We start from the raw sequence: 22,771 nt of genomic DNA, 5'->3' as shown, positions 1-22,771 counted from the left end.
ATTTTTCAGGCCTGGTTGAGCTGGGCTTTGAGCAAGTCGCGGAACGTCTGGATCAACGGCTCGCGGCTGCGGCCCCGACGCATGATCATGGAGAACGGCGCCTGGTAGCCGAAAGTCGCCGGCAGCAACACGCGCAGGTCGCCCTTGTCGGCCCACGCCTGGGCATAGTGCTCGGGCAGGTAGCCGATGTAAGCACCGGACAGCACCAGGATCAGTTGCGCCTCCATACTTTCCACCGTGGCGGCGCTGTGCTTGAAGCCATGGCGCGCCAGTTCCGCCTGGCTCCAGTAGCCGCGGCCGACCATGCGTTGCTGGGTGATCACTTGTTCGGGGATGCGCCGCTCGTTGAACAGCGGGTGCCGCGTGCTGCAATACAACCAGTGCTGCTCGCGATACAGCGGCATGTAGATCAACCCGCTCATGCGGTTGGAAAAAGCGCCGATGGCCAGGTCCAGGCGATTGTCCTGCACCCCCAGTTGCAATTCGTACGGGCTCATCACCGACAGATGCAAATGCACCGCCGGGTGTTCCAGGCTGTAGGCGCCGATCACTTCGGCAAATGGCAACGCCTTGTCGCTGACAGTGGAATCGAGCACGCCCAGCTTGAGGGTGCCGCGCAACTCGCCTTTCAACGCGGCGGCGTATTGCTCGAAACCTTCGAGTTCACCGAGCAGGCGCAGGGTTTCCTGATGGAACAACTCGCCCTTGCTGGTCAGGCTGAACCCGCCCCGCCCGCGATGGCACAGCACCAGGCCCAACGCCGACTCCAGTTGGCTCATGTAGGTGCTGATGGCTGACGTCGACAGGTTGAGTTCGTGCTGAGCATTGGCGAAGCCCTGGTGGCGCACCACGCTGACGAAGATGCGCAGCAGTTTCAAGTCGGGCAAGGCGTTGGCCATGGGCTCTCCACAGTGTTCAGTTGGCTTGTAGTGAGCGGGCTTGCCCGCTCACTACAACCCAGAGAGTTTACCCCTGGGGATTAGTTTAGAAAAACCTGAACTAAGTATTTGCCCCTGCCGATTCTTCCCGCCACGGGCTTTTCGCAAAATCGGCCGCTAATAAACAAAACAACGATGAGGCACTCCCGTGGACAAGATTTTCCACCAACCACTGGGCGGCAACGAAATGCCGCGCTTCGCCGGCATCGCCACCATGATGCGCCTGCCCCACCTGCAAACGGCCCAGGGCCTGGACGCCGCCTTTATCGGCGTGCCCTTGGATATCGGCACTTCACTGCGTGCCGGCACACGCTTCGGGCCGCGTGAAATCCGCGCCGAATCGGTGATGATCCGCCCCTACAACATGGCCACCGGTGCCGCCCCTTTCGACTCGCTGTCGGTGGCCGATATCGGCGACGTGGCGATCAACACGTTCAACCTGCTCGACGCCGTGCGCATCATCGAAGAAGCCTACGACGAGATTCTTGACCACGACGTGATCCCGCTGACCCTGGGCGGTGACCACACCATCACCTTGCCGATCCTGCGCGCGATCCACAAAAAACACGGCAAGGTCGGCCTGGTGCACATCGATGCCCATGCTGACGTCAACGACCACATGTTCGGTGAGAAAATCGCCCACGGCACCACCTTCCGCCGCGCCGTCGAAGAAGGCTTGCTCGATTGCGACCGTGTGGTGCAGATCGGCCTGCGCGCCCAGGGCTACACCGCCGAAGACTTTAACTGGAGCCGCAAACAGGGCTTTCGCGTGGTCCAGGCCGAAGAATGCTGGCACCACTCCCTCGCCCCCTTGATGGCCGAAGTGCGTGAAAAAGTCGGCGGTGGCCCGGTGTACCTGAGCTTTGATATCGACGGCATCGACCCGGCCTGGGCGCCGGGCACCGGCACCCCGGAAATCGGCGGGCTGACCACCATCCAGGCGATCGAGATCATCCGCGGCTGCCAGGGCCTGGACCTGATTGGTTGCGACCTGGTGGAAGTTTCGCCACCGTACGACACCACCGGCAACACCTCGCTGCTGGGCGCCAACTTGCTGTACGAGATGCTCTGCGTACTGCCTGGCGTGGCGCATCGCTGATGAGCGCGCAAGCCGTGCTGAAAGCTGCCGCCGACCTGGTGTCGGCGTTTGCCCGCAATGACCGCGCCGCTTATTTCGACGCGTTCACGGCCGATGCCACCTTTGTGTTCTACACCCTCCCCGAGCCGCTGCTCAGCCGCGACGCCTACCAGGCGTTGTGGGACAGCTGGCGCCAGGATGAGGGGTTTGAGGTGCTGTCCTGCACCTCAAGCAACGCCACCGTCAGCCTGCAAGGTGACGTGGCGATATTGATTCATGACGTGGCCACCGAGCTGCGCATGAACGGGGAGCAATTCAATAGCCAGGAACGCGAAACCATTGTCTTCAGACGGCAACGGTTGCGCGCAGAACAACAAGAGGGCCTGTGGCTGGCCTGTCACGAACATTTATCCGCTATGCCGGAAGGGCTGCCGCCCCATTAGCCAATGTGATCGGAGCTGATCATGAATAATAAAAACAACGATAAAAGTATTCGAAAAATAGAAACCAACGGGGTCGAACAGATCCCGGACCACGAACGTACCGCCAGCCCCAAGGATCTGTTCCGCCTGATCTTCGGCGGTGCCAATACCTTTGCCACCGCCGTGCTGGGCTCATTTCCCGTGCTGTTCGGCCTGTCGTTCCAGGCCGGCGCCTGGGCGATCGTACTGGGCGTGCTGGTGGGCGCGTTGATCCTGGCCCCCATGGGCCTGTTCGGGCCGATCAATGGCACCAACAACGCGGTGTCTTCCGGTGCGCACTTCGGCGTGCACGGGCGGATTGTCGGCTCATTTCTGTCGCTGCTGACCGCGATTGCCTTCTTCTCACTCTCGGTGTGGAGTTCAGGTGATGCCTTGGTCGGTGGTGCGAAACGTCTGATTGGCCTGCCGGAAACCGACCTGACCCTGGGTTTGGCCTATGGCCTGTTCGCCCTCTTGGTGCTCACGGTGTGCATCTACGGCTTTCGCTTCATGTTGTGGGTCAACCGTATCGCCGTATGGGCGGCGAGCCTGTTGTTCCTGCTGGGGATCTTCGCGTTTGCGCCGGCCTTCGACAGCCAGTTCGCCGGCACTGTAGCGCTGGGTCAGCCGGGTTTCTGGGCGGCGTTTATCGGCGCCGCATTAGTGGCCATGAGCAATCCGATTTCCTTCGGGGCGTTCCTGGGTGACTGGTCGCGCTATATCCCGCGTGAAACACCGAAAGGTCGAATCATGCTGGCGGTGGTCCTGGCGCAAATCGCCACTTTGATCCCGTTCCTGTTCGGCCTGGTCACCGCGACCATCGTGGCGATCAAGGCGCCGGACTACATCGCGGCCAACAATTATGTCGGCGGCCTGCTGGCGGTGGCGCCGAGCTGGTTCTTCCTGCCGGTGTGCCTGATCGCAGTGATCGGCGGCATGTCCACCGGCACCACCTCGCTGTATGGCACCGGGCTGGACATGTCCAGCGTGTTCCCACGCCTGCTGTCGCGGGTCAAGGCCACATTGCTGATTGGGGTGATGTCGATAGCCTTCATCTTTATCGGACGTTTCGCCGCCAACCTGGTGCAAAGCGTCTCGACCTTCGCCGTGCTGATCATCACCTGCACCACGCCGTGGATGGTGATGATGATCATCGGCCTGATCGTACGCCGGGGCTTCTACTGCCCGGACGATCTGCAAGTGTTTACCCGTGGTGAGACCGGCGGTCACTACTGGTTCAACCATGGCTGGAACTGGCGCGGGCTCGGGGCCTGGATCCCGAGTGCACTGGTGGGCCTGTGCTTCGTCAACCTGCCGGGGCAGTTTGTCGGGCCGCTGGGCAACCTGGCGGATGGCATCGACATCAGCCTGCCGGTGACCTTGGGGCTGGCCTCGGTGGTGTACCTGACCTTGCTGCGGCTGTTTCCCGAGCCGGCCTCGGTTTATGGGCCGGCTGTCGTGGCGAGGGAGCGTTCACCCTCACCACCGCATGTTCCCTCGCCACAGCAAGCGCCTTCAGCACAATAAAAAATAATCGGAGAACCGCCGTCATGGCTTTGGATTTATTCGTCGTACTCATCTACGCCGCCGGCATGCTCGTGCTCGGCTACTACGGCATGCGCCGCGCCAAGACCCACGAGGACTATCTGGTGGCTGGCCGCAACCTGGGGCCGTCGCTGTACATGGGCACCATGGCCGCCACCGTACTGGGCGGTGCATCTACGGTCGGCACCGTGCGCCTGGGTTATGTGCATGGTATTTCCGGTTTCTGGCTGTGCGCCGCGCTGGGCGCCGGGATCATCGCGCTGAACCTGTTCCTGGCCAAGCCGCTGCTGAAGCTGAAAATCTTCACCGTCACCCAGGTTCTGGAAAAACGCTACAACCCCATGGCCCGTCAAGCGAGTGCGGTGATCATGCTGGCCTATGCCTTGATGATCGGCGTGACCTCGATCCTGGCCATTGGCACCGTACTGCAAGTGCTGTTCGGCCTGCCGTTCTGGGTCTCGGTGCTGCTGGGCGGTGGCGTGGTGGTGGTGTACTCGACCATCGGCGGCATGTGGTCGCTGACCCTCACCGATATCGTGCAGTTCGTGATCAAGACCGTCGGCCTGATGTTCATCCTGCTCCCCATCTGCCTGTACCGCGTCGGCGGTTGGGATGAGCTGGTCGCCAAGCTGCCGGCATCGAACTTCAGCTTCACCGAAATCGGCTGGGACACGATCATCACCTACTTCATGATCTACTTTTTCGGCATCCTGATTGGCCAGGACATCTGGCAGCGAGTGTTCACCGCCCGCGATGAAAAGGTCGCCAAGTACGCAGGCACTTTCGCCGGTTTCTACTGCATCCTCTACGGCCTGGCCTGCGCGCTGATTGGCATGGCGGCGCATGTACTGCTCCCCAACCTGGACAACGTCAACAACGCCTTCGCCGCCATCGTCAAAGCCTCGCTGCCGGATGGCATCCGCGGCCTGGTAATTGCTGCGGCCCTGGCCGCGATGATGTCCACCGCCAGCGCCGGCTTACTGGCGGCCTCCACGGTATTGACCGAAGACCTGCTGCCGCGCTTGCGTGGCGGCAAACCGTCGAGCCTGGCGGTCAACCGCCTGTTCACCATGCTCACCGGCATTGCCGTACTGGGCATCGCACTGGTGGTCAACGATGTGATCAGCGCGTTGACCCTGGCCTACAACCTGTTGGTGGGTGGCATGCTGATCCCACTGATCGGTGCGATCTTCTGGAAGCGGGCAACCACCTCAGGCGCGATCACCTCCATGACCCTGGGCTTTGTGACGGCGCTGGTATTCATGATCAAGGATGGGTTGGACGCGAATACGCCGATCTACTACAGCCTGGCGATTGGGCTGGTGAGCTTCGTGGTGGTGAGTATGTTGTCGCGCAGCCCCCAGGCATCGGTAGCCCGGGCGGTTTGAGGCGCAACAGGATTTAAAGCGGTTGCTTCAGCGGGTGCGACGTCGGGTGTCGCGCCCGTTTTTTTGGGGGCTGCTGCCAAGCCTTCTCAAACAGATCGCCGCAGGTCTTGCATTCGGAACACGATAATAAAAAACGCGGCCGCTTAAGGCATAAGGAGCACGGAAGGCACTCCGAAGAAGACCCACGCCCTCAACGCCCGCATGATCACGGCCACGATCACATGAGCGCCTCAGGGCTTACCTGCGACGGGGACGGCGTTGCTCATCATCCGTACGAATAGGCACCGGTTGCAGCGGCGGCTCGATCAAGCCGAGTGCCACGCCGAGGTCATGGAGCCAGTTCTGAATTTTCTCTTTCATGGTGGTGCCCCCCTTTGAGGGTAATGCGGGTCGGCGCTAATTCTGTCGCCGCTTCCTACAGATAGTAGCCTTAAGTCTTACGTATTGCTTGTACGAAAACACAACGAACTATTACTGAATTCATCTAAATCCTGACGGATCGCTCAAGCGATCGCGCGCGTGTCTTGCAGGATCTCGGCTCTGCCTGCCTGCTGCAGGTCAATCCATGCATTGAGGTTAGCGCCGAGCATCCCCTTTCGCCACATGAGCCAGGTAGTCGCAGTGGCAAAAGGCCCGGTCAGGGGATGAACGGACACACCGTCCTTGCCCGGCAGGCTGTCGAGCATGGATTCAGACATCAATGCCACACCGGAACCGGCAATCACGCAGGCGAGCATGCCTTGATAAGACTCGATCTCGATCGCCCGGCCCATGGCCACACGGTCGTGGGAAAACCAGGTTTCAAGGCGTGCGCGGTAAGCACAACTGCGGCGGAAGGTGAATACCGAGCGGCCCGCCACATCCTGGGGGCCGCGCACGGGTGGGTGATCGGCTTCGCAGATCAACACCAGCCGTTCTTCGCACAAGGGCACACCATCAAGGGTAGCGATGGTGATGGGGCCGTCCACCAGCGCCGCGTCCAGGCGACCGGCGATCAGGCCCTCCAAAAGCTCGCCGCTGGGCGCCGATTGCACCTGCAGGTTCACCATCGGGTAGGCCTTGTGGTAACGCGCCAACAACTTCGGCAAATGAATCGCCGCAGTGCTGTACATACTGCCCAGCACAAAATCGCCGGCCGGTTGCCCGCCTTGCACAGCGCCGTGGGCTTCGTCGTGCAGCGCCAGCAGACGGATGCTGTAGTCCAGTAACACTTTGCCCGCTGGAGAAAGCTGCAAACGCTGGCGCTCGCGCACGAACAACTCAACACCGAGCTGCTCTTCCATCTGCTTGAGCCGTGTCGACAGGTTCGACGGCACTCGGTGCAAGCGTTCGGCCGCACGGGTGATGGAACCCTCCTCCGCCACGGCCTGGAAAATACGCAACTGACTGAACTCCACGATTTTCTCCAAAACTGAACAAGTTACTCAATATTATTCATTTTTACAGAAAGTAAACTCGATTTAGCCTGAAGGTCAATCGCTGCCTTGCAGGAAACCTGAACATGTCCCCCCTGATCCGCTTACTCGCCAGCTTTATCGCCTTGATGATGGCCATGGGCATTGGCCGCTTCGCGCTGACCCCGCAGATGCCCCACCTGCTCAGTGAAGGCCAGGTCGACCTGACCGGCGCAGGGCTGATCGCGGCGGCCAATTACCTGGGCTACTTCGTGGGTGCAGTGGATTCGATCTTCGCCCGCAGCCATCACCACGTACGAGGTCGGATGTACGGCGGGCTGTGGCTTTGCGTGCTGCTGACCCTGGCGTCGTATTGGGCACAGGGCTTCTGGCCGCACCTGTTGCTGCGCTTTGGCACCGGCGTCGCCAGTGCCTGGGCGTTGGTGATGATCACCAGCTTGAGCCAGCCCCTGGCGATTGCCGCCGGGCGAGCACGCCTGGGCGCCTTGGTGTTTGCCGGCCCGGGGCTGGGCATTCTGCTGACCGGGCTGCTGGCATTGGGCTCGAACCGCCTGGGGCAAAGCTCGGCAACGCTGTGGCTGGTGTATGGCGTGGTGGCGCTGGTAATGCTGCTGGCGACCCTGCCGTTCCTGCCTCAACCGATCGCGCCAGTTGCCCACGTCCATCACGCGGGTGGCAACGCCAGCATCGCGCATCTGTGCTGGATTTACTTCCTGTATGGCCTGGGCTACATCATTCCGGCAACCTTCCTGTCACAAATGGCCAGCGCGCAATTCAACGGCGCCTGGCAAGCCGATCTGTTCTGGCCATGCTTTGGCCTGGCTGCCGCGATGGGCGTGGTGATCGCCAGCCTGCGCCGCAAAGACCCGCACACCACCCGCCGCTGGCTGATGAGCACGTTATGGCTACAAGCAGCCGGGGTGTTCGCCTGCTTGCTGGGCAATGGCTGGGGCTTGGCGCTGGGCGTATTGCTGTGCGGTGCACCGTTCCTGGCTTGCATGCAGTTGGTGATGGCCCGCTTGCGGGAAGTCGCCCCCCACGGCTACCAGCGCAGCACCGGGCTGTTGACCGCCAGCTTTGCCGTCGGGCAATTGAGCGGCCCGTTGCTGGCGTCGCTAAGCAGTCACTGGAGCGGCGGCCTGCAACCGGCCTTGGTGATTGCCGGCGGCGGCCTGGTATTGGCGGGCGTAATACTGATCAACCGGCAACCAGCGGCGTCGGCGAGCGAACCTGCTCGCGCCGGGCAAGCACCAGGAAAAACAGCCCTCCCAGGAAACAGCCGGTAAACCAGGCAAAGTTGGCCATGCCCTGCAGCGCCGGCGTGAAGGTGATTGCAACCCCCACCAGCGTCGCGGGCACCAGGGCTTTGACCGCCGTCCAATTCACCCCGCCGTCGAAGTAGTAGCGCCCGCTCGGGCTGTCATCGAACAGCGCATCCACATCGATCTTCTGCTTTTTGACCAGGTAGAAGTCCACCAGCAGAATCCCGAACAACGGGCCAATGAACGCTGCAAGGATGTCCAGGGTGTAGTGGATCATCAGTGGGTTATTGAACAGGTTCCACGGGGTGATGAAGATCGATGCCACGGCGGCGATCATCCCCCCGGCCCGCCAGCTGATTTTGCTCGGTGCCACATTGGCAAAATCAAACGCCGGCGACACGAAATTGGCCACGATATTGATGCCGATGGTCGCGGTGACGAAAGCAAAGGCTCCCAGCAACACAGCCAGGCTGTTGTCGATGCGCGAGACGGTGGCGATCGGGTCGTGAAGCATTTCGCCAAATACCGGCAGCGTGCCCGAAACGATCACCACGGTGACCAGGGAAAATGCCAGGAAATTCACCGGCAGCCCCCAGAAGTTACCGCGCCGTACGTCGCGCATGCTGCGGCAATAGCGGCTGAAATCACCAAAATTCAGTGTGGGGCCGGAGAAGTACGACACCACCAGCGCCGTCGCCACGATCACCTGACCGAAGGCTTGCCAGCCCGACAGGGATTTTTCCGCCAGGGTGAAACTGATATTCGCCCAGCCGGCCTTCCATACGATCCAACCGGCCAAGGCAAACATCACCGCGTACACCACCGGCCCAGCCCAGTCAATAAAGCGGCGGATCGACTCCATGCCGGCCCAGAACACCGCTGCCTGCAATACCCATAAGCTGAGAAAGCCAAACCAGCCCAGATAGGACAACCCTGCAAAATGCGGCTCTGCATACACCGCCATCTGTGGGAAAAAGCGCAGCACCACGATGATCAAGGCACTCGACGCCAAGTACGTCTGAATGCCGTACCACGCTACAGCGATCAACCCACGAATCACCGCCGGAATATTCGCTCCGAACACACCAAACGCCAGCCGACAGATCACCGGATACGGCACGGCAGCCTGCTGGCTCGGCTTGGCCACCAAGTTGGCGATCAACTGCACGATGCAGATCCCGGCCAGCAAGGCGATCAACACCTGCCAACTGGCCAGGCCGAGCGCGAACAGGCTGGCGGCGAAGACATAGCCGCCCACGCTGTGCACATCACTCATCCAGAAGGCGAAGATGTTGTACCAGGTCCACTTTTGCGGCAAAGGCCCCAGGTCCTGGTTGTACAGGCGCGGGCTATAGCCTTTGGGGTGTTGTTCGGTCATCGCTGGGCTCCTCGAAATACCGGCCAGCGCTGTCGTCGCAGCGTGCATACGTTAGGCGGCGCGGTTTGTATACGAGGCATTCAGCAGAATACGTGCCAATGGCACACAATCCCTTTGAATCAGCGTTCCACAGGGACTACAAAGGCTTTACAAGCAGGATGGGCGCTCAGCAACGGTGCATTAAAATCCTGTACACAATCAGTGTTGCACCCGATGTGCACACAGGTACCCGGCAGCACAACAGACCGCCGTGAGAAAGGTGCCCCAGGCCATGTCCATCACCGCCAAACCGGCAGACCAGCCTTGCAGCGTGGCCCAGTTGCTCAAGTCATAAGTGCCGTAGGCCACCAGGCCGAGCAGCGCCCCCAGGCGTGCGGCGCGTTGCCAGCTGGCGCTCGGCAGCACAACTAACACCACACAACCGGCGGCATACAGGAGATAGAACAGCACCGCCGGCAATAGGCGGGGTTGATCGAGCATCAACGAGCCGAGCAGGGACTTGTAGGTAGGGCCCATCAGGACGCCGAGCCAGAGGCCGTCGAGCAGCAGAAAGGCGAGCAAGGTGCCGAGGTAAGCGAAGAGTGTTTTGCGCATCATTTATGTAGCCTCTGTAGGCGCCGATGGGCGCCTACAGAAGAGCAAGCCGGGCTCAGCTTAGTTCAATGCGATCGGCATGAATCACAATCTGGCCTTGCTTGTAGAGCGCACCAATGGCCTTCTTGAAGTTGCCCTTGCTGACGCCGAACAAGTTGCTGATCAGCGCCGGGTCGCTTTTGTCGCTGACCGGCAAGGTGCCGTTGTTTTCGCGCAACTTGGCAAGGATCTTCGAATTGAGGCTGGACGCTGCTTCCTGGCCAACCGGCTGCAGGCTCAGGCTGATGTTGCCATCGGCACGGATCTCTTTGATAAAGCCTTTTTCCTGCTTGCCGGGGCGCAGGAACTTGAACACTTCGTTCTTGTGGATCAGGCCCCAGTGCTTGTTGTTGATGATCGCCTTGAAACCCATGTCGGTGGCTTCGGCCACCAGCAGGTCGACTTCCTGGCCTACCTGGTAGTTGGCCGGCGTTTTGTCCAGGTAACGATCTAGGCGTGCAGTGGCGGTGATGCGTTTGGTGTGCTTGTCGAGGTAGACATGCACCACACAGTAATCGCCGGCACTCAACTGGCGTTTTTCTTCCGAATACGGGAGCAACAGATCCTTGGGTAAGCCCCAGTCAAGGAATACACCAATGCTGTTGACTTCCACCACTTTCAAACTGGCAAATTCGCCCACTTGAACTTTCGGTTTTTCAGTCGTGGCAATAAGTTTGTCATCGCTGTCCAGATAAATGAAAACGTTAAGCCAGTCTTCATCTTCGCTGGGAATATCTTTGGGGATATACCGATTCGGCAAGAGGATTTCACCGTCTTGCGCGCCATCCAGGTACAAACCGAAGTTAGTATGTTTAACCACTTGCAAACTGTTGTAGCGCCCGACTAAAGCCATGTCCAATACCCTCATTACGTCGGCGGCATTCTACCCGAGTTGCGCCTACCACGCGCGTGCGCCTGAAAAATCGCGGGCTGGCACGGGCTTCCAGCGGCGACGCCCCGCTCGTCTGATCAAACGCCTGAGTTTTTCCAGGGATGCGCAGCGCCGTATACCCCATGGTTTCGAGTTAAAACAGTAAGTTAGGCGATTATTTGATAGATAGACTTCGGCTATTTTCCGCCGCGCCAGTTATTCCCAGGGGATATTTGCCAAGCAATTGTCAAGTATTTCCTGTACGATGCCTGGCCAAGTTAATTTTCTACAGGTTAGTGGCCGCCATGCGCGTAAAAGCATCCAACAGCAAAGCAAAGCCAGCTCCCGCCGTTGAAACCAGCGAATCGATCAACAGCCAGATTGCAGCGTTTCTCAAGTCCGGTGGCGAAATCCAGCAAATTGCCAAGGGCGTAAGCGGCCAGACTTTCGGCCCGTCCAAGCAGATCAGCCTGGGCAAGAAATAACACCTGTCTACCCATCTGGTCCCTAAGCGTCTTGCCTTCAAGGCGCTAGGACTGGAGCCCGAAACACCTTCTCCATATTTGTGCCAATCGACGAACGGGGCTCACCGCCTGGCATTCGCCGGTATGCTTGCACACGTCTAGCACGGGCACTTGCCCGATTTTTCCGTTACGGCTCCTCGCTTTTTATGGAGTGAAGCGTGCTCAAACCCTGCATTGTATTGATCAGCATCCTGGTGGCGAGCCCACTGGCCGAGGCGCAGATTTTCCAGCGCGAACTGGGCGACTTCGATCTGAAATTAGGCACCACCCCCAGCCGCAGCATGGCCCAAGGCCTGGTCAAACCCACCTCGCCAGGCAGTGACTCGTTCCACGGTGGCCTGGACCTGAGCCATGACAGCGGCCTGTATTTCGGCCAGTTCTCCCCCAGCATGGGCTTGTCCTCCAGCAAAAACTTCGAAGTCGATTCCTACATGGGCTTCAAACGCCCCTTCGACCAGACCCTGGGCTACGAAGTCGGATTGATCCACTACAGCCATCCCAAGCTCAGCCCGCTCGACAGCCAGGAGTTGTATGGCGGCCTGAACCTGCTGGGCAACCGCTTCGGCGTGTCCTTGAGCAACGACCCGGACCGACAGGACAGCACCCTGTTCGCCGACCTCGGCGGCACGCAGCCCTTCGGCATCGGCGTCAGCATGAAGTACACCACGCATCAGTTGGGCAGCCCGGTCTCAGTGGAGGGAGGCTCGATCAGCAGCTTCAACGATTGGTCGGTACAGTTCTCGCGCGAATGGAAAGGCATCGACCTGGACCTGATCTACAGCGGCTCCAGCCTCAGTGGCAGCGACTGCTCGGCATATTCCGGACACAACTCACAATGCGATGGCCTGTTGACCTTGAAGGCTGCGCGGTCGTTTTATTAATCGGCTGAACTGTCGCGCCCGGCGTGGGTTCACATGCATGAACCCCACTGCGCAAGGACCTGCCCATGCTGCGTCGGCTCAAATTTCTGGTGATACTGCTGAGCCTGAGCCTGATACTGGCCGGCTGCAATCGCGTAGGCCTGGCCTACCGCAATCTCGATGTGATCATCCCCTGGACCCTCAGTGACTACCTGGAAATGAACGCCGGGCAGAAGAGTTGGTTCAACGACACACTCAAGCAACACCTGGCCTGGCACTGCACCACGCAATTGCCCGGCTACCTGGATTGGCTCGACCGCCTGCAACAGATGGTCGACGAAAACAAGGTCAGCGACGCCGCTCTGCAATCGCGTACCCTGGAGGCCAAGCAGGCGATCGCCGAGATTGCCCGGCAAATCACCCCGTCAGCGGTCGAGCTGTTACAAGGCCTGGATGATCAGCAAGTCAAGGACATGCAGGACGCCTTTGCCAAGGACCTGAAAAAACGCCAGGACGAATACCTCAAGCCACCGCTGGAGCGGCAGATCAAGGAGCGCGCCGAGCGTATGAGCAAACGCCTGGACGCCTGGATCGGCCCGTTGAGCACCAGCCAGCAGAACCGCGTGACAGCCTGGTCCATCGCATTGGGCCCGCAGAACCAAGCCTGGATCGACAACCGCGCGCGCTGGCAGGCGCAATTTATCGAGGCCCTGCAACAACGCCGCAACGCCGACTTCCCGCAGAAAATCGAGCAATTGCTGGTGAACCGCGAAAGCCTTTGGACCCCGCAGTACCGCACCGCCTATACACAAACAGAAGCGGCAGCGCGCAGCCTGATCGTCGACTTGATGGCCGAAAGCAGCGTGCAACAACGTCAGAAGCTCACCCAGAAAATCGACAAGGTGCGCGCCGATTTCCAAGCGCTCAAATGCCTGAAGAGCACGCAGTCCTAGGTCGGCGCCAGCGTCCCGAGCCAAGCCACCAAGGCCAGGATCGCCAGCACCGTCGCAAATTCCAGGGCGATGCTGCGGCGTAAGGCTGTACACGCGGCGACGTGGTCGCCCTGCGCCAGCGAACGCTGGAGCAACGGTGTCAGATGGGAACGATTGAGCGCCGCCAGCCCCAGCATCAGGCCGAACAATCCCAACTTGAAACACAACAGGATCGCGTAGACGCCACCCGTGATGCCATCCAGGTTCGGCCCGACCACAAACAGATAATTCGCCGCGCCCGTGGCAATCAGCACCGCGACGAATGCCACACCCACGCGCTCGAAGCCCGCCAAGGTGTGTGCCAATACCTGCACCGCCGGCGCGGACCTGCGCATCAGTAATAAACCGAACGCCGCCAATGCCCCGACCCAGCCCGCCGCCGCCAACAGGTGCGCACTGTCACTGAGCAGATGCCATACCCCAAGCGCGCCCTCATGCATCACCCCATGCCCGGTCCACGCCAGAGTCACCAATGCCAGGCCCCCGAACCAAGTGACCAAACGACTGCTGAGCACCAACCAGAACAGCGCAACAATCCGTAGCCACCAGCTCCAGCCCAGTTCGGTCTGCCAAAGCATCATCTGCAGGTGTGGCCACAGTGTCGACCAATCCTCGGCACCGCTCATGGCCTGGGTCATCGACAACAGCGACGCCACCGAAAGCAGCACCCCCAGGCTCGCCAACCCCCGCAGCAACCACTTCAGATCCAGCGGCCGGCTATCGGCATACAGGCCAAACAGCCCCAGGCCAAACACCAGCATCAGGTCCAGATAAAGAGCAAAGCGCAGAACAACCGGAAGCAGTTCACTCATGGCTGGACGCTGAACACCACGTTGCCGAGGATCGGGTGGGTGTCGGCCGACACGGCACGCCAGTCGACCCTATAGGTACCGGTCGCCAGTGTAGAGGCCGGCTTGATCAGCATCACTTTGGGGTCGGCACTGGCCGCGACACTGGATTTTACCGGCATCGGCGAATTCGGCATACCGGGCATATCGGTCATGGTCAGCTTGGCGCCGGAAAACTGCGTCAGCAGGTTCTCCGAAAAACGCAGCTCGATCACGGCCGGTGGCGCCCCCTTGGCCCCCTCAACCGGGGTCGACGACAACAGTTTCGGATGGGCCGAGGCCGCCAGGCTGGCGATCAGTCCCGCCCACAGCACAGCGCCCGCCAGGGCGGTTTTCAACATTGACATGCAAGGCTCCAGGCCGCTCGTGGCGGCGAGTTATAGAAAGAGTAAAGCGTCAGAACCACAGGCGTACGCCCACCACCCAGCGCACTTGACGGGTGTCTGCGCCTTCATCCCGTGCGTATTGCGCAGTCTGGCCGTAGCTGCGGCTCCAGGTGACACCCACGTAGGGCGCCCATTCGCGGCGGACTTCATAACGCAGCCTCAAGCCCAGCTCACTCTGCGCAAGGCCAGAACCGATGCCGCGCTGCGGATCGTTACGGCCATAGAAATTGAGTTCGGCGGTGGGCTGCAGGATCAGCCGGTTGGTCAGCAGGAGGTCGTAGTCGCCTTCCAATCGGGCTGCGGTACGCCCCGCCTCGCCGACAAACACCGTGGCTTCAGCTTCAAAGTTGTACAGCGCCATGCCCTGTGTACCAAACGCTGCCCAGGTTTGCCCGTCCCCCGGCTTGAAGTCCTGGCGCACACCGCCCACCAGATCCCACCATGGGCTGATGGCATGCCCCCACAGCACCTGGGCTTCGGCGTTTTCAGTACGACCGGCACTGCGCTCGCCTTCACTGCGCAACCACAGGCGGTCGATGTCGCCACCGACCCAACCCTTGATATCCCAGTTCAGCGCACCCTCGCCGTCGCCGTCTTGCCATTCCAACTGGTTGATCAGCAATAGTGAGTTGATCGCACTGTCGTGAACCTTGTGCCCACCGGGAGCGTTGTACACCGCGGCGCGATCAGCGTCGGTCAAGGTCGGGATCGGCGTGCGGCTCTCGCTGAGCGCGGGTATCGCCGGGCTCATGCCTTGAAACTCATCCGCCAGGGTCAGCGGGCTGAACGCCAACCCGATGAACGCCCATAAAACATGCCGGCTTATGCTCGCTTGCTCATTCATGCACGCGCACCTCGCGAAACATGCCCATTTCCATGTGATACAGCAGGTGGCAGTGATAGGCCCATCGCCCCAGCGCATCAGCGGTTACGCGGTAGCTGCGCCGGGAACCCGGCGGCATGTCGACGGTATGTTTGCGTACCTGGAACTGGCCGTTTTCGTCTTCCAGGTCACTCCACAGGCCATGCAGGTGAATGGGATGGCTCATCATGGTGTCGTTGACCAACACCAATCGGACCCGCTCGCCATAAGTCAATTGCAAAGGCTCGGCATCGGAAAACTTCACCCCATTGAACGACCAGGCGAACTTCTCCATATGCCCGGTGAGGTGCAATTCAAGGGTGCGGCTGGGGTCGCGGCCGTCAGGATCCTCGAAGGTACTGCGCAGGTCAGCGTAAGTCAGAACACGCCGGCCGTTGTTGCGCAGGCCGATGCCGGGGTCATCGAGCTTGGGAACCGGGTTCATGGCTTGCATATCCACCAACGGGTTGTCCTGCTCGCTGGCGGGGTGGGCCTGCATCGGCATCGCACTGTGGTCCATGCCTTCCATACCCGGCATATCCGCCATGGCACCGTGATCCATACCGCCCATGCCCATATCACCCATGGTGATCCAGGGGCGCGGATCCAACTCCGGGACTGAGGCAATCGCCCCAGGCTGACAAGCCAGGGTGCCGCGGGCGTAGCCGCTGCGGTCCATCGATTGGGCAAACAGCGTATAGGCTGGCGCCGTCGGCTCGACCAGCACGTCGAAAGTCTCCGCCACGGCAATGCGGAACTCGTCGACACTCACCGGCTGCACCGGCTGGCCATCAGCGGCAATCACGGTCATCTTCAGCCCCGGGATGCGCACATCGAAATAGCTCATCGCCGAGCCGTTGATAAAACGCAGCCGAATCGTTTCCCCCGCCTGAAACACGCCAGTCCAATTGCGTCCGGGAGGCTGGCCGTTGAGCAGATAGGTGTAGGTCTGGCCACTGACGTCGGCCAGGTCCGTAGGGTTCATCTTCATCTGTGCCCACATCAAGCGATCGTCGACGGTCGCTGACCAGCCCTGCTTGCCCACATCCCGCACAAAATCGCCCACGGTCGGCTTGTGCCGGTTGTAGTAATCCGACTGTTTCTTGAGGGTTTTCATCAGCGCAACGGGGTCTTCATCGGTCCAGTCCGACAGCATCACCACGTAATCGCGCTGGTAGCTGAACGTCTCGGGCACCTTGGGATCGATCACCAGCGGGCCATACACCCCCCTTTGCTCCTGGAACCCGGAATGACTGTGGTACCAGTACGTGCCGTGCTGCCTGACCGTGAACCGATAGACAAACACGCCACCCGGCTCGATGCCCTGGAAGCTCAGGCCCGGCACACCATCCATGTTCGACGGCAGGAGAATGCCGTGCCAGTGGATCGACGTCGGCTCAGCCAGGCGGTTTTTCACGCGCAGGGTCACGGTGTCGCCCTCGCGCCAGCGCAACAGCGGGCCGGGCAGGCTGCCGTTGATCGTCAGCGCGGTGCGGTCGCGGCCTGTGAGGTTGACCGGGGACTGGTCGATAAACAGATCAAATTGCGTGCCCGCGAGCACGCTGGGCTGGCCGGGGCTGGCCAACGCCCAGACCGGGGTGCGCCAGAGCCCGAGGCCGCCCAGCAAGCCGCTGGCGGCCAAGCCTTTGACGAATGTTCGTCGGGTGGTTTTGGAGTGCATGCCAATTCAATTCCATACGTTGAATGGCAGCAGATTAGGCACGCACGGCTGTCAGCCACCTTAGCGGCAGATTACCGATCTGACAGTTTCGCCCGACACCCCACAGCGGCGGGGCGTTGGGCATCAGGCGATCTGGGCCTTGGACGCAACGGTGGCAAAGGTTGCCTGGTCCAGTGCATCAGGCTGCTCGTCGAGTACCTGGCGCGGGTGGTCATTGCCCGGGATCGAACTGTCGATCAACGCCAGCAACTGCGCACCGAGCGCGGTCAGGATGAAGTTTTCGCCATTGCCGCCCTCTTCCTCCGGGCGCGACTCAATAAAACCACGCTTGAACAGCAGTGCCTCGTAGTCCGCGGCGGTCTTTTTCAGCGCATCCAGATTGCCGGTAGGCTCACCCGCCGTCGCCTTCTCGGCCGCCTCCTGCTCGGCGTATTTGCGTGGGGCGAAGCTACCTTCGCCGTTCTGTACTTCATGCAGCAGACGTTCGATCAGATCCCAGTTGTAAGTCGTCATCCTGATTCCTCCCGCAGGCCGATGGAAAGTAGCCCGTCAAAAGGTGTGACAGGCCACGTCAGCGGCCGTTCAGCTGAGTAGACAGGCGTCATTTCTATGAACTTTCCACGCCCCCGTCACCTCCACTGAACATCACTGCCAAGGAGGTCCGACCATGAATGCCCTGATAAAACTGGCGATTGCCGCCACGCTGCTGTCCGCCCTGCCCGCCTGGGCCTGCACTCCCGAAGAGGCCACCGCCAAGCGCGAACAACTGGCCCGGGAAGTCACCCAGCTGACACAGCAAAACCCGGCCAAGGCCGAGCAAATCAACGCCGAGCTGAAGAAAATGGACGTGGACACCACCGCGGCCGACTTGCCCGACAAGTGCCAACTGATCGATCAACGCCTCAAGGATCTGGAAGAGGCCGCCGCCAAGAGCAAAAACTGAGGCCAAAAAAAAACCGGACAATGTCCGGTTTTTTCATTTCACCCCTGCCTTACTCGGCAGCTGGCGCTTCTGGCTTGCGGCGCTTGAGCGGAGCCATGCCGTCCTTGCTGACGAGCGACAGGTTGTCGGTCTTCGGCCGGTTGGCGATCCTGCGTTTGGTCGGCGACTTGGCGCCAGTCTTCTTCTTGTCGCCCTTGGCGTCGGTTTTTTTCTTCTTCACACCGACAGCCTTGCCCGACGCCTTGACCTTCTTCGGACCGGTGTAGGTGCCTTTGAATTCCTTGATGGTACGACGCTCGAACGACTGCTTCAGGTAGCGTTCAATGCTCGACATCAGGTTCCAGTCGCCGTGGCAGATCAGCGAGATCGCCAAGCCATCGTTACCGGCACGCCCGGTACGGCCGATACGGTGCACGTATTCGTCGCCGCTGCGGGGCATGTCGAAGTTGATCACCAGGTCCAGGCCGTCGACATCCAGGCCACGGGCGGCAACGTCGGTGGCCACGAGGATTTTCACGCCGCCGGCCTTGAGACGGTCGATGGCCAGTTTGCGGTCCTTCTGGTCTTTCTCGCCGTGCAGCACGAACGCCTTGTATTCCTGGGCCACCAGGCGGCCATAGATACGGTCGGCGGCAGCACGGGTGTTGGTGAACACGATGGCCTTCTGATAGGTCTCGTTGGCCAGCAGCCAGTTGAGGATCTGCTCTTTGTGCACATTGTGGTCGGCGGTGACGATCTGCTGACGCGTGGTCGCGTTCAGGTCGCTGACGTTGTTGACCTGCAGGTGCTCAGGGTTTTTCAACACCTGGGCGACCATGTCGCGCAGGGTCGAGCCACCGGTGGTGGCGGAGAACAGCATGGTCTGCTGGCGATTGACGCACTCGCCCACCAGGCGCTGCACATCATCGGCAAAGCCCATGTCGAGCATGCGGTCGGCTTCGTCGAGCACCAGCACTTCGACTTCCTTGAGGTCGAGGTTGCCGGCGTTGAGTTGTTCGATCATGCGGCCTGGGGTGCCGATCAGGATGTCCGGCACCTTGCGCAGCATGGCGGCCTGGACCTTGAAGTCTTCGCCGCCGGTAATGATGCCGGACTTGATGAAGGTGAATTGCGAGAAACGTTCCACTTCCTTCAAGGTCTGCTGGGCCAGCTCACGGGTCGGCAGCAGGATCAGGGTCTTGATACTGACGCGAACTTTGGCCGGGCCGATCAGGCGGTTCAGTACCGGCAGGACGAAAGCGGCGGTCTTGCCGCTGCCGGTTTGAGCCGTCACCCGCAGGTCACGCCCTTCGAGCGCGAGCGGGATGGCCGCTGCTTGCACCGGCGTAGGCTCGACAAATTTAAGCTCGGCCACGGCTTTGAGCAGGCGTTCGTGCAGGGCGAATTGGGAAAACACGGGTGCTACCTCGAAGAAATACAAAATATCAGCTGCATAGGGTAACGGTTTCGGACGCCCAAACCGAGTTTCTTTACGCGAACGGTGCTAATCAGCTGCTTTTTTGTTAGAGCTTTTGTCCATAAAGCCAACATTGTCGCCGTTAAATGCTCTAATCGGCCCCGTCTTGCATTTAGAGGAATCGGTTTTACCCATGGATATCAAACAGCTCTGGCTCAACGTCCAAGGCCTCTGGGGCACCCTCGACGAACATCCGATGCTGCACGCCGGCCTCGGTCTGCTGGTGCTGCTGGTAGCAGCCTTGCTGGTCGGGCGGGTCGCGCGCTACCTCATCCTGCATGCGGTCAAAATGCTCGGGCGCCAGCCGGCACTGCATTGGCTCAACGACTTTCGCCATAACAAAGTCTTCCACCGCCTGGCACAGATGACGCCGTCACTGGTGGTCCAGTTCGGCCTGTACCTGGTGCCGGACCTGAGCAAGACCGCCGCCCTGTTTATCGGCAACGTGGCGCTGGCGTTCACCATCCTGTTCATGACGCTGGCCGTGAGCGCCCTGCTCAACGCCCTGCTGGACATCTACGCCCGTACCGAACATGCGCGCACCCGCTCGATCAAGGGTTATGTGCAATTGGCGAAGATGGTGCTGTTCGTATTTGCCGCGATCATCATCGTCGCCACACTGATCGACCGTTCACCGCTGTTGCTGCTGTCCGGGCTTGGCGCCATGTCGGCGGTGATTCTGTTGGTGTACAAGGACACCCTGCTGTCGTTCGTCGCCAGCGTGCAACTGACCAGCAACGACATGCTGAGGGTCGGCGACTGGATCGAAATGCCTCAAGTAGGCGCCGATGGTGATGTGGTGGATATCACCCTGCACACGGTCAAGGTACAGAATTTCGACAAGACCATCGTCTCCATCCCCACCTGGCGATTGATGTCCGAGTCGTTCAAGAACTGGCGTGGCATGCAGGCCTCCGGTGGGCGTCGCATCAAGCGCAGCCTGTACATCGACGCCAGCGGTGTGCGCTTCCTGCGTGACGATGAAGAAGTGCGCATGACCCAGGTGCATCTGCTCACCGACTACATCAGCCGCAAGCAGGCCGAACTCAAAGCCTGGAACGAAGCCCAGGGGCACAGTGCGCAGCTGTCGGCCAACCGCCGCCGCATGACCAACCTCGGCACCTTCCGTGCCTACGCCCTGGCGTACCTGAAAAGCCACCCCGACATCCAGCCGAACATGACCTGCATGGTGCGCCAGATGCAAACCACCGCCCAGGGCGTGCCGCTGGAGATCTACTGCTTCACGCGCACCACGGCGTGGGCGGATTACGAGCGCATCCAGGGCGATATCTTCGATTACTTGCTGGCGGTATTGCCGGAGTTCGGCCTGAGCCTGTATCAGCAGCCGAGTGGTAATGATCTACGGGCGGGGGTGTTGCCGGCGGTGTTGGGGGCCAGCCATTTACCAGCCCCTGAGAGTCGCGCCGGCTAAGCCACGCGACGATGGGGGGCCTTGGCGCCCAACCGGCTGATCCACACCGCCCCCAGAATCACCAAGCCGCCCAGGGCCAGACGGCCCAGCGGTTCGTGCTGGTTCCAGATCAGCAGGTTGAGCAGCAGGCCCACCGGCACATGCAGGTTATTCACCACCGCCAGGGTGCCGCCATTGACCAGGCAGGCGCCCTTGTTCCACCAGTACATGCCCAATGCGGTGCTGACCAACCCGAGAAATAACAGCACACCCCACTGCAGTGGCGCTTCAGGCAGGAAGTTGGCCTTGCCGAACAGCAAGAACGCCGGCAGCACCACCAGCAGCGCACCCAGGTAGAAATAACCGAAGCGCCGATAATGCGGCTGATCACTCGGGTAGCGCGCCACCAGATGCTTGTACATCACCTGCCCGGCGGCATAGGTGAAGTTGGCCAGCTGGAGCAGCAAGAAACCCATGAAGAAGTTCGGTGTGATCTGATCGAAACGGATCACCGCTGCGCCGCCCACCGCCACCAATGCGGCAATCAGCGCCCAGGGATTGAAGCGCCGGTTGAGGGCGTCTTCGATCAGGGTCACGTGCAACGGCGTGAGGATGGTGAACAGCAGCACCTCAGGCACCGTAAGCACGCGAAAGCTCAGGTACAGGCACACGTACGTGACGCCGAACTGCAATGCGCCGATGACCAGCATGCCGCGCATGAACGCGGGTTCCACCGAGCGCCAGCGGGTCAGCGGGATGAAGACCAGCCCGGCCAACAGCACGCGCACCAGCACGGCGAAGTAACTGTCGACGTGGCCGGCGAGGTATTCGCCGATCAAGCTGAAGGAAAATGCCTGAATCAGAGTGACAACCAGTAGATAACCCATGCGCGCCTCGTTTCGAATGGGCGGGACATTAAAGGTTTTCGGCGCGGCACGAAACTCACGGCAAAAAAAAGCCCGACCTCGCTATAGCGGCAGTCGGGCAGGAGCACTCAGGAGCAAAAAGTGCAAAGGGAGGTTCGATACGCGTACTTGAAGGGTTGGCGTGGAGCTAGATAAACACCGCGCGATTATCTGACGATTAACGGATCAAGCGACCTGGGCCAGCAACGCCTTGGCGTGGTTGATGCCTTTTTCCTGGAAGTCACCGCTCAGGTTCACCCCTTCAGCGTGAATGAACGTCACGTCGTGAATCCCGATGAAAGCCATGACCTGGCGCAAATACGGTTCCTGGTGATCAGACGTCGCGCCGGTATGAATGCCGCCCCGCGCAGTGAGCACGATGGCACGTTTTCCCGTCAGCAAGCCCTGGGGTCCGGTGGCGGTGTACTTGAAGGTCACACCGGCGCGCAACACGTGGTCCAGCCAGGCTTTGAGCGTACTGGGGATAGCGAAGTTGTACATCGGCGCGGCCATCACCAGCACATCGGCGGCGAGCAATTCGTCGGTCAATTCGTTGGAACGGTCCAGGGACGCCTGTTCAATGGCGCTGCGTTGCTCGACCGGTTTCATCCAGCCGCCCAGCAGATTGGCGTCCAGGTGCGGAACCGGGTTGAGCGCCACGTCTCGCACGCTGATCTGATCCGCCGGATGCGCGGCTTGCCATTGGCTGATGAATTGCTGAGTCAGTTGGCGGGAAATCGAATCCTGCTGGCGGGCACTGCTTTCGATGATCAGAACATTGGACATGGCTATGTAGGCTCCATCTGTACTTGCTGTAAGTCGATGGAGAAAAGATTAAACAACGCCCATTCGATAAAAAAGCGCAAAAAACTGCTATAACCCATCTAGAAATTTGTTAATAAGCGGAGTATTGCTAAGCGCAGGCTCCGCTGTC

At 60.4% G+C, this 22,771-nt stretch carries 24 protein-coding genes; 10 read left to right on the top strand and 14 right to left on the bottom strand.

Annotated features, from left to right (window positions below):
* Positions 1-5: 5 nt before the first annotated feature.
* Positions 6-899, bottom strand: coding sequence for a LysR family transcriptional regulator (locus ACQRBV_RS15785; RefSeq protein WP_017134867.1), 894 nt, complete (start codon positions 897-899; stop codon positions 6-8).
* Between the two features lie 187 nt (positions 900-1,086).
* Between ACQRBV_RS15785 and speB the strand changes: the two genes are divergently transcribed.
* Genes speB through ACQRBV_RS15765 form a run of 4 tightly spaced genes read left to right on the top strand, consistent with a single transcriptional unit; the run spans position 1,087 to position 5,410 of the window.
* Positions 1,087-2,037, top strand: a complete 951-nt coding sequence (gene speB, locus ACQRBV_RS15780) for an agmatinase (RefSeq protein ID WP_104994461.1) — start codon at positions 1,087-1,089, stop codon at positions 2,035-2,037.
* Positions 2,037-2,459, top strand: coding sequence for a YybH family protein (locus ACQRBV_RS15775; protein WP_411985170.1), 423 nt, complete (start codon positions 2,037-2,039; stop codon positions 2,457-2,459). Before speB ends, ACQRBV_RS15775 begins: the two co-directional genes overlap by 1 nt.
* Positions 2,460-2,480: 21 nt before the next feature.
* Positions 2,481-4,004 carry a purine-cytosine permease family protein gene (locus tag ACQRBV_RS15770; protein WP_411985171.1) on the top strand — a complete coding sequence of 508 codons (1,524 nt, stop codon included), beginning with the start codon at positions 2,481-2,483 and terminating at the stop codon, positions 4,002-4,004.
* A gap of 23 nt (positions 4,005-4,027) precedes the next feature.
* Positions 4,028-5,410, top strand: a complete 1,383-nt coding sequence (locus tag ACQRBV_RS15765; RefSeq protein ID WP_060756111.1) for a sodium:solute symporter — start codon at positions 4,028-4,030, stop codon at positions 5,408-5,410.
* A 237-nt stretch (positions 5,411-5,647) separates the two neighbouring features.
* Here ACQRBV_RS15765 and ACQRBV_RS15760 read toward each other — a convergent pair whose 3' ends face one another.
* A complete protein-coding gene (locus tag ACQRBV_RS15760) occupies positions 5,648-5,770 on the bottom strand; it encodes a PA1414 family protein (RefSeq protein WP_003193089.1) in 123 nt (40 codons plus the stop codon).
* A 143-nt stretch (positions 5,771-5,913) separates the two neighbouring features.
* A complete protein-coding gene (gene ptrR / locus ACQRBV_RS15755) occupies positions 5,914-6,807 on the bottom strand; it encodes a putrescine utilization regulator PtrR (protein WP_411985172.1) in 894 nt (297 codons plus the stop codon).
* Positions 6,808-6,911: 104 nt separating this feature from the next.
* On the opposite strand from ptrR, the gene ACQRBV_RS15750 reads away from it, so the two are divergent.
* Positions 6,912-8,111: an MFS transporter gene (locus ACQRBV_RS15750; RefSeq protein ID WP_411985173.1), complete on the top strand. Its 1,200-nt coding sequence runs from the start codon at positions 6,912-6,914 to the stop codon at positions 8,109-8,111.
* On the opposite strand, the gene ACQRBV_RS15745 is transcribed toward ACQRBV_RS15750, so the two are convergent.
* From ACQRBV_RS15745 to ACQRBV_RS15735, 3 genes are all read right to left on the bottom strand, one after another.
* A complete protein-coding gene (locus tag ACQRBV_RS15745) occupies positions 8,023-9,465 on the bottom strand; it encodes an NCS1 family nucleobase:cation symporter-1 (RefSeq protein WP_104994464.1) in 1,443 nt (480 codons plus the stop codon). The two genes, ACQRBV_RS15750 and ACQRBV_RS15745, sit on opposite strands and share 89 nt — an antisense overlap.
* Before the next feature lie 198 nt (positions 9,466-9,663).
* Positions 9,664-10,062, bottom strand: a complete 399-nt coding sequence (locus tag ACQRBV_RS15740) for a DUF2177 family protein (RefSeq protein ID WP_060756115.1) — start codon at positions 10,060-10,062, stop codon at positions 9,664-9,666.
* Between the two features lie 52 nt (positions 10,063-10,114).
* Positions 10,115-10,951, bottom strand: coding sequence for a CvfB family protein (locus ACQRBV_RS15735; protein WP_060756116.1), 837 nt, complete (start codon positions 10,949-10,951; stop codon positions 10,115-10,117).
* A gap of 323 nt (positions 10,952-11,274) precedes the next feature.
* Between ACQRBV_RS15735 and ACQRBV_RS15730 the strand changes: the two genes are divergently transcribed.
* The 3 genes from ACQRBV_RS15730 (at position 11,275) to ACQRBV_RS15720 (ending at position 13,306) form a co-directional block, all read left to right on the top strand.
* Positions 11,275-11,454 carry a hypothetical protein gene (locus ACQRBV_RS15730; protein ID WP_003193095.1) on the top strand — a complete coding sequence of 60 codons (180 nt, stop codon included), beginning with the start codon at positions 11,275-11,277 and terminating at the stop codon, positions 11,452-11,454.
* 197 nt (positions 11,455-11,651) lie between these two features.
* Positions 11,652-12,374 (top strand): TorF family putative porin, encoded by a 723-nt coding sequence (locus ACQRBV_RS15725; protein WP_126870729.1) that lies wholly within the window; start codon positions 11,652-11,654, stop codon positions 12,372-12,374.
* Positions 12,375-12,439: 65 nt separating this feature from the next.
* Positions 12,440-13,306: a DUF6279 family lipoprotein gene (locus ACQRBV_RS15720; protein WP_411985174.1), complete on the top strand. Its 867-nt coding sequence runs from the start codon at positions 12,440-12,442 to the stop codon at positions 13,304-13,306.
* Here the strand turns inward: ACQRBV_RS15720 and copD are convergent.
* From copD to ACQRBV_RS15695, 5 genes are all read right to left on the bottom strand, one after another.
* The gene (gene copD, locus ACQRBV_RS15715; RefSeq protein ID WP_411985175.1) at positions 13,303-14,157 is read right to left on the bottom strand and encodes a copper homeostasis membrane protein CopD; all 855 of its coding nucleotides are present in this window, start codon (positions 14,155-14,157) and stop codon (positions 13,303-13,305) included. The two genes, ACQRBV_RS15720 and copD, sit on opposite strands and share 4 nt — an antisense overlap.
* Positions 14,154-14,540, bottom strand: a complete 387-nt coding sequence (gene copC / locus ACQRBV_RS15710) for a copper homeostasis periplasmic binding protein CopC (protein WP_411985176.1) — start codon at positions 14,538-14,540, stop codon at positions 14,154-14,156. The genes copD and copC overlap by 4 nt, the downstream gene beginning before the upstream one ends.
* A 49-nt stretch (positions 14,541-14,589) precedes the next feature.
* Positions 14,590-15,330 carry a copper resistance protein B gene (locus ACQRBV_RS15705; RefSeq protein WP_411985206.1) on the bottom strand — a complete coding sequence of 247 codons (741 nt, stop codon included), beginning with the start codon at positions 15,328-15,330 and terminating at the stop codon, positions 14,590-14,592.
* A gap of 85 nt (positions 15,331-15,415) precedes the next feature.
* A complete protein-coding gene (locus tag ACQRBV_RS15700) occupies positions 15,416-17,122 on the bottom strand; it encodes a copper resistance system multicopper oxidase (RefSeq protein ID WP_104994470.1) in 1,707 nt (568 codons plus the stop codon).
* Positions 17,123-17,245: 123 nt separating this feature from the next.
* Positions 17,246-17,635 carry a transcriptional regulator gene (locus ACQRBV_RS15695; RefSeq protein ID WP_411985177.1) on the bottom strand — a complete coding sequence of 130 codons (390 nt, stop codon included), beginning with the start codon at positions 17,633-17,635 and terminating at the stop codon, positions 17,246-17,248.
* Positions 17,636-17,789: 154 nt separating this feature from the next.
* On the opposite strand from ACQRBV_RS15695, the gene ACQRBV_RS15690 reads away from it, so the two are divergent.
* Positions 17,790-18,065 (top strand): hypothetical protein, encoded by a 276-nt coding sequence (locus tag ACQRBV_RS15690; RefSeq protein ID WP_060756123.1) that lies wholly within the window; start codon positions 17,790-17,792, stop codon positions 18,063-18,065.
* Between the two features lie 49 nt (positions 18,066-18,114).
* Here the strand turns inward: ACQRBV_RS15690 and ACQRBV_RS15685 are convergent, their stop codons facing one another.
* Positions 18,115-19,461, bottom strand: coding sequence for a DEAD/DEAH box helicase (locus ACQRBV_RS15685; RefSeq protein WP_411985178.1), 1,347 nt, complete (start codon positions 19,459-19,461; stop codon positions 18,115-18,117).
* A 193-nt stretch (positions 19,462-19,654) separates the two neighbouring features.
* On the opposite strand from ACQRBV_RS15685, the gene ACQRBV_RS15680 reads away from it, so the two are divergent.
* Positions 19,655-20,953: a mechanosensitive ion channel family protein gene (locus ACQRBV_RS15680; RefSeq protein WP_411985179.1), complete on the top strand. Its 1,299-nt coding sequence runs from the start codon at positions 19,655-19,657 to the stop codon at positions 20,951-20,953.
* Here the strand turns inward: ACQRBV_RS15680 and ACQRBV_RS15675 are convergent.
* Together ACQRBV_RS15675 and ACQRBV_RS15670 are read right to left on the bottom strand one after the other, a co-directional pair.
* Entirely contained in the window at positions 20,950-21,819 is an 870-nt protein-coding gene (locus tag ACQRBV_RS15675; RefSeq protein ID WP_090369408.1) for a carboxylate/amino acid/amine transporter, read from the bottom strand. The two genes, ACQRBV_RS15680 and ACQRBV_RS15675, sit on opposite strands and share 4 nt — an antisense overlap.
* 204 nt (positions 21,820-22,023) lie before the next feature.
* A complete protein-coding gene (locus tag ACQRBV_RS15670; protein WP_060756127.1) occupies positions 22,024-22,623 on the bottom strand; it encodes an FMN-dependent NADH-azoreductase in 600 nt (199 codons plus the stop codon).
* Between the last annotated feature and the right edge of the window lie 148 nt (positions 22,624-22,771).

The sequence above is a fragment of the Pseudomonas sp. R11F genome (assembly GCF_050312575.1).
GTDB lineage: Bacteria > Pseudomonadota > Gammaproteobacteria > Pseudomonadales > Pseudomonadaceae > Aquipseudomonas > Aquipseudomonas palleroniana.
The sequence above is the reverse complement of the archived record's forward strand: the minus strand, read 5'-3'. Positions and strand labels throughout refer to the sequence as shown.

Excerpts from the sequence above, each read along its gene's own strand:
- ACQRBV_RS15700 (WP_104994470.1), bottom strand. The coding sequence starts at position 17,122 with ATGCACTCCAAAACCACCCGACGAACATTCGTCAAAGGCTTGGCCGCC.
- ACQRBV_RS15670 (WP_060756127.1), bottom strand. The coding sequence starts at position 22,623 with ATGTCCAATGTTCTGATCATCGAAAGCAGTGCCCGCCAGCAGGATTCG.
- ACQRBV_RS15720 (WP_411985174.1), top strand. The coding sequence starts at position 12,440 with ATGCTGCGTCGGCTCAAATTTCTGGTGATACTGCTGAGCCTGAGCCTG.
- ACQRBV_RS15730 (WP_003193095.1), top strand. The coding sequence starts at position 11,275 with ATGCGCGTAAAAGCATCCAACAGCAAAGCAAAGCCAGCTCCCGCCGTT.
- ACQRBV_RS15735 (WP_060756116.1), bottom strand. The coding sequence starts at position 10,951 with ATGGCTTTAGTCGGGCGCTACAACAGTTTGCAAGTGGTTAAACATACT.
- ACQRBV_RS15765 (WP_060756111.1), top strand. The coding sequence starts at position 4,028 with ATGGCTTTGGATTTATTCGTCGTACTCATCTACGCCGCCGGCATGCTC.
- ACQRBV_RS15695 (WP_411985177.1), bottom strand. The coding sequence starts at position 17,635 with ATGACGACTTACAACTGGGATCTGATCGAACGTCTGCTGCATGAAGTA.
- ACQRBV_RS15705 (WP_411985206.1), bottom strand. The coding sequence starts at position 15,330 with ATGAGCCCGGCGATACCCGCGCTCAGCGAGAGCCGCACGCCGATCCCG.
- ACQRBV_RS15680 (WP_411985179.1), top strand. The coding sequence starts at position 19,655 with ATGGATATCAAACAGCTCTGGCTCAACGTCCAAGGCCTCTGGGGCACC.
- ACQRBV_RS15745 (WP_104994464.1), bottom strand. The coding sequence starts at position 9,465 with ATGACCGAACAACACCCCAAAGGCTATAGCCCGCGCCTGTACAACCAG.
- copC (WP_411985176.1), bottom strand. The coding sequence starts at position 14,540 with ATGTCAATGTTGAAAACCGCCCTGGCGGGCGCTGTGCTGTGGGCGGGA.
- ACQRBV_RS15770 (WP_411985171.1), top strand. The coding sequence starts at position 2,481 with ATGAATAATAAAAACAACGATAAAAGTATTCGAAAAATAGAAACCAAC.
- ACQRBV_RS15740 (WP_060756115.1), bottom strand. The coding sequence starts at position 10,062 with ATGATGCGCAAAACACTCTTCGCTTACCTCGGCACCTTGCTCGCCTTT.
- ACQRBV_RS15750 (WP_411985173.1), top strand. The coding sequence starts at position 6,912 with ATGTCCCCCCTGATCCGCTTACTCGCCAGCTTTATCGCCTTGATGATG.
- copD (WP_411985175.1), bottom strand. The coding sequence starts at position 14,157 with ATGAGTGAACTGCTTCCGGTTGTTCTGCGCTTTGCTCTTTATCTGGAC.
- ACQRBV_RS15690 (WP_060756123.1), top strand. The coding sequence starts at position 17,790 with ATGAATGCCCTGATAAAACTGGCGATTGCCGCCACGCTGCTGTCCGCC.
- ACQRBV_RS15675 (WP_090369408.1), bottom strand. The coding sequence starts at position 21,819 with ATGGGTTATCTACTGGTTGTCACTCTGATTCAGGCATTTTCCTTCAGC.
- ACQRBV_RS15775 (WP_411985170.1), top strand. The coding sequence starts at position 2,037 with ATGAGCGCGCAAGCCGTGCTGAAAGCTGCCGCCGACCTGGTGTCGGCG.
- ACQRBV_RS15760 (WP_003193089.1), bottom strand. The coding sequence starts at position 5,770 with ATGAAAGAGAAAATTCAGAACTGGCTCCATGACCTCGGCGTGGCACTC.
- ACQRBV_RS15785 (WP_017134867.1), bottom strand. The coding sequence starts at position 899 with ATGGCCAACGCCTTGCCCGACTTGAAACTGCTGCGCATCTTCGTCAGC.